The 5,000-nt window shown below is 46.7% G+C and carries 1 protein-coding gene and 3 rRNA genes (1 of these 4 running past the window's edge); 3 read left to right on the forward strand and 1 reads right to left on the reverse strand.

What is annotated here, in order from left to right:
- Positions 1-2,663: ribosomal RNA gene (locus tag JF50_RS01365) — 23S ribosomal RNA — on the forward strand; the annotation flags it as partial.
- A gap of 183 nt (positions 2,664-2,846) precedes the next feature.
- Positions 2,847-2,961, forward strand: a 5S ribosomal RNA gene (gene rrf / locus JF50_RS01370).
- A gap of 1,017 nt (positions 2,962-3,978) precedes the next feature.
- Here rrf and JF50_RS27085 read toward each other — a convergent pair.
- Complete coding sequence (locus JF50_RS27085; RefSeq protein WP_160290444.1) at positions 3,979-4,149, reverse strand: hypothetical protein; 171 nt, start codon at positions 4,147-4,149, stop codon at positions 3,979-3,981.
- A gap of 564 nt (positions 4,150-4,713) precedes the next feature.
- Here JF50_RS27085 and JF50_RS01380 point away from each other — a divergent pair.
- Positions 4,714-5,000: ribosomal RNA gene (locus JF50_RS01380) — 16S ribosomal RNA — on the forward strand; it runs 1,246 nt beyond the window's last position.

The raw sequence follows: 5,000 nt of genomic DNA on the forward strand, positions 1-5,000 counted from the left end.
GAGGAAAAGAAATCAACCGAGATTCCGAAAGTAGCGGCGAGCGAAATCGGATTAGCCCTTAAGCTTCAGTGTAATTAGTGGAACCTTCTGGAAAGTTGGACGACACACAGGGTGACAGTCCCGTACACGAAAATTTATCTGAAGTGAAATCGAGTAGGTCGGAGCACGTGAAACTTTGACTGAATATGGGGGGACCATCCTCCAAGGCTAAATACTCCCAACTGACCGATAGTGAACCAGTACCGTGAGGGAAAGGCGAAAGAACCCCTGTGAGGGGAGTGAAATAGAACCTGAAACCGTGTACGTACAAGCAGTAGGAGCCTTCGAGGGTGACTGCGTACCTTTTGTATAATGGGTCAGCGACTTATATTCTGTAGCGAGGTTAACCATTTAGGGGAGCCGTAGCGAAAGCGAGTCTTAACTGGGCGCTTAAGTTGCAGGGTATAGACCCGAAACCCGGTGATCTAGCCATGGGCAGGTTGAAGGTCAGGTAACACTGACTGGAGGACCGAACCCACTAACGTTGAAAAGTTAGGGGATGACCTGTGGCTAGGAGTGAAAGGCTAATCAAACCGGGAGATAGCTGGTTCTCCCGAAATCTATTTAGGTAGAGCCTCGGACGAATACTTACGGGGTAGAGCACTGTTAAGGCTAGGGGGTCATCCCGACTTACCAACCCTTTGCAAACTCCGAATACCGTAAAGTACTATCCGGGAGACACACGGTGGGTGCTAACGTCCATCGTGGAGAGGGAAAACCCAGACCGTCAGCTAAGGTCCCAAAGTGTATGTTAAGTGGGAAACGATGTGGGAAGGCTAAAACAGCTAGGAGGTTGGCTTAGAAGCAGCCATCCTTTAAAGAAAGCGTAATAGCTCACTAGTCGAGTCGGCCTGCGCGGAAGATGTAACGGGCTAAATACCACCGAAGCTACGGCTGCGAACTTGTTCGCGGGGTAGGGGAGCGTTCTGTAAGCGGCTGAAGGTGAACCGGAAGGCATGCTGGACATATCAGAAGTGCGAATGCTGACATGAGTAACGATAATGCGGGTGAAAAACCGCACGCCGGAAGACCAAGGGTTCCTATCCCATGTTAATCAGGGTAGGGTGAGTCGACCCTAAGGCGAGGCTGAAGAGCGTAGTCGATGGGAAACGGGTTAATATTCCCGTACTTGGTATAAATGCGATGGGGGGACGGAGCAGGCTAGGCAAGCATGGCGTTGGTTGTCCATGTGAAAGGCTGTAGGCTGGTGACTTAGGAAAATCCGGGTCGCTAAGGCTGAGAGTCGAGACGAGCTACTACGGTAGTGAAGTTGTTGATGCCCTACTTCCAGGAAAAGCCTCTAAGCTTCAGTTTATATCGAATCGTACCCTAAACCGACACAGGTGGTCAGGTAGAGAATACTAAGGCGCTTGAGAGAACTCGGGTGAAGGAACTAGGCAAATTGTACCGTAACTTCGGGAGAAGGTACGCTCTTGTTTGTGAAGGACTTGCTCCGTAAGCAGACGAGAGCCGCAGTGACCAGGTGGCTGGGACTGTTTATTAAAAACACAGCACTGTGCAAAATCGTAAGATGACGTATACGGTGTGACACCTGGCCCGGTGCCGGGAAGGTTAATTGATGGGGTTAGACGTTTGTCGAAGCTCTTGATCGAAGCCCCGGTAAACGGCGGCCGTAACTATAACGGTCCTAAGGTAGCGAAATTCCTTGTCGGGTAAGTTCCGACCTGCACGAATGGTGTAACCATGGCCACGCTGTCTCCACCCGAGACTCAGTGAAATTGAAATCGCAGTGAAGATGCTGTGTACCCGCGGCTAGACGGAAAGACCCGTGAACTTTACTACAGCTTGGCACTGAACATTGACCCTACATGTGTAGGATAGGTGGGAGGCTTTGAAGCACAGTCGCTAGATTGTGTGGAGCCGTCCTTGAAATACCACCCTTGTAGTGTTGATGTTCTAACTTAGGCCCCTAATCGGGGTTGAGGACAGTGCCTGGTGGGTAGTTTGACTGGGGCGGTCTCCTCCAAAGAGTAACGGAGGAGCACGAAGGTTGGCTAAGTACGGTCGGACATCGTACGGTTAGTGTAATGGTAGAAGCCAGCTTAACTGCGAGACAGACACGTCGAGCAGGTACGAAAGTAGGTCATAGTGATCCGGTGGTTCTGAATGGAAGGGCCATCGCTCAACGGATAAAAGGTACTCCGGGGATAACAGGCTGATACCGCCCAAGAGTTCATATCGACGGCGGTGTTTGGCACCTCGATGTCGGCTCATCACATCCTGGGGCTGAAGTCGGTCCAAGGGTATGGCTGTTCGCCATTTAAAGTGGTACGCGAGCTGGGTTTAGAACGTCGTGAGACAGTTCGGTCCCTATCTGCCGTGGGCGTTTGAGAATTGAGAGGGGCTGCTCCTAGTACGAGAGGACCGGAGTGGACGAACCGCTGGTGTTCGGGTTGTTATGCCAATAGCATTGCCCGGTAGCTACGTTCGGAATCGATAACCGCTGAAAGCATCTAAGCGGGAAGCGAGCCTCGAGATGAGTTCTCACTTTAACTTAGAGTTAACTGAAGGGCCGTTGAAGACTACAACGTTGATAGGCGAGATGTGGAAGTGCTGTGAGGCATTGAGCTAACTCGTACTAATTACCCGTGAGGCTTAACCATACAACGCCAAAGTGGTTTTAAGCTTGTTAGAAGTTAAGAATATAAGTAGACGATAAGAATTTAATTTAGTTTTTCCAGATTTTAAGCATTGTGAATAGATGAGCTCTTATGAGAAATCAATTCACCTTGCGCAAATGAAATGACAAAAAAGACGTCATTAGCCATTTGCACGAAAAGAATTTGCTTGGTAACCATAGCATTTTGGAACCACCTGATCCCATGCCGAACTCAGTAGTGAAACGAAATAGCGCCGATGATAGTGTGGGGTTTCCCATGTGAAAGTAGGACATTGCCAAGCGCCAAATAAAAGAAAGCCCGATTCGAAAGAGTCGGGCTTTTTTCGTGCTAAATCGTCTCGAATGTTGCAGAGGTCATGCACATTGATAAAGAGACGAATTAGCGCAAGGTGAAGGGAGCATCCTTCACCGCCGACAAGGCAAACTCAAGATTTCCTCAGCAACAGCTAAACTAGCTTATTTCACCTTGCGCAAAGTGAACGTACTCGCTTCGCTCGTTATCGTTACATTGTGCACGTTAATCACCTTACGCAAAAAGAGCGGACTCACTGCGTTCGTTGTCGCTAGCCTTTTGCACGATAGCGCAAGGTGAAGTGAGCATCCTTCACCGCCGACAAGACAAACTCAAGTTTTCCTCAGCAAAAGCTAAAACTGCTTATTTTTGGGGCGCTGTCATACATTTCCAATCTGCGGGAAAAGCCCAAGATATTGAAGCAGCCATGGCTCTTAAGGTTGGTTGCTCGTTCAGGTGTAAAGCGAGCTTGTATTGCGCTGGTGAATAAAAATATCAGAACGGCGTGGGCAATGTTAAAACAAAGTACGAACTACCAGCCAGTTATGATTTAACAAACATCTTAAAAGAGTTCGACAACAATGTAATTAAAACTGTAAGACCAACCTTCTGAAAACCTGTCTGAACTTGAAGTGATAATACACTAACGAAGCGTTTAGGACAGAAAGTGCCAATAAATCATAGGTTAGAGAGTCGCGCTCTCAAAAGAAACCGCATATACGCAAGCATCTTTAATTTTAAAAAACATGTTGTCAAACAAGTGGAGTCCATATACAAGTTCAGCGTGACGGCTAGGTTGAGCGCGACGGCATAGTTTAAATACGTCGTCCTGAACTCGTTTCAGGATCCATGCTTTGTTTTTCTTGACTCGGTTTCTGCGTATGAAATAGGGAGTTGATTATTTTTAGTGAAAACGGCTTTTGCACCTTGCACAAAGAGAACGTATTCACTACGTTCCTTGTCGTTAACATTTTGCACGATAATCTGAAGGTGAAGTGAGCAACCATCACTGTCGGCAAGATAAACTCAAGATCCCCTCGGCAGCAGCTAAAACGGCTTGTTTCACCTTGCGCAAATTGAACGTACTCACTTCGCTCGTTGTCGTTACATTTTGCACGATACTCGCCTTGCGCAAATTGAACGTACTCGCTTCGCTCGCTATCGTTACATTTTGCACGTTAATCACCTTTCGCGAAAAGAACGTATTCGCGTACTATGTCGTCTCGAACTAGTTTAAGCCAAGACGTAGATATTGCTTCAAACTTACTTAGTTAAAATTATATTGTTGTGTCTAGTTAAGAGAGGGAATTTTATACAGAAATAACGGTTTTCGATTGATATTTAAGCAAGCGCTGTTTTTTTATAAGTTTTCTTTAAAAAATGCTTGCACAATTATCTCAGCTCCCTATAATGCGCACCCACTGACACGGCGGGCTGCGAGAGAAAACGCAAACCAAAATGAAAGTTAAAGTTAAATTGAAAGATTAATTAAAAAATTAAATTTTCTAGTTGACTTTAAAAGTGAAGCGGTTAATATGGCGCTCCACTTCGCAGCAACGCTGCGGTGACTAACCAAGAGTTAGTTACACTGTTCTTTAAAAATATGAAGCAATCATCTGTGTGGGCACTCGTACAGATTGAGTTCTAACAAAATATTTAGAGTCTCAATTTCTTATGAGTGACTATATAGTCAATTTATACAGAATTCATTGAGCACGAATCTTCGGATTCAAAAAACTTTTAATTGAAGAGTTTGATCATGGCTCAGATTGAACGCTGGCGGCAGGCCTAACACATGCAAGTCGAGCGGTAACATTTCTAGCTTGCTAGAAGATGACGAGCGGCGGACGGGTGAGTAATGCTTGGGAACGTGCCGTAAGGTGGGGGACAACCATTGGAAACGATGGCTAATACCGCATAATGTCTACGGACCAAAGGGGGCTTCGGCTCTCGCCTTATGATCGGCCCAAGTGGGATTAGCTAGTTGGTAAGGTAATGGCTTACCAAGGCGACGATCCCTAGCTGGTT

The organism is Pseudoalteromonas luteoviolacea (assembly GCF_000814765.1).
Classification (GTDB): Bacteria; Pseudomonadota; Gammaproteobacteria; order Enterobacterales; family Alteromonadaceae; genus Pseudoalteromonas; species Pseudoalteromonas luteoviolacea_H.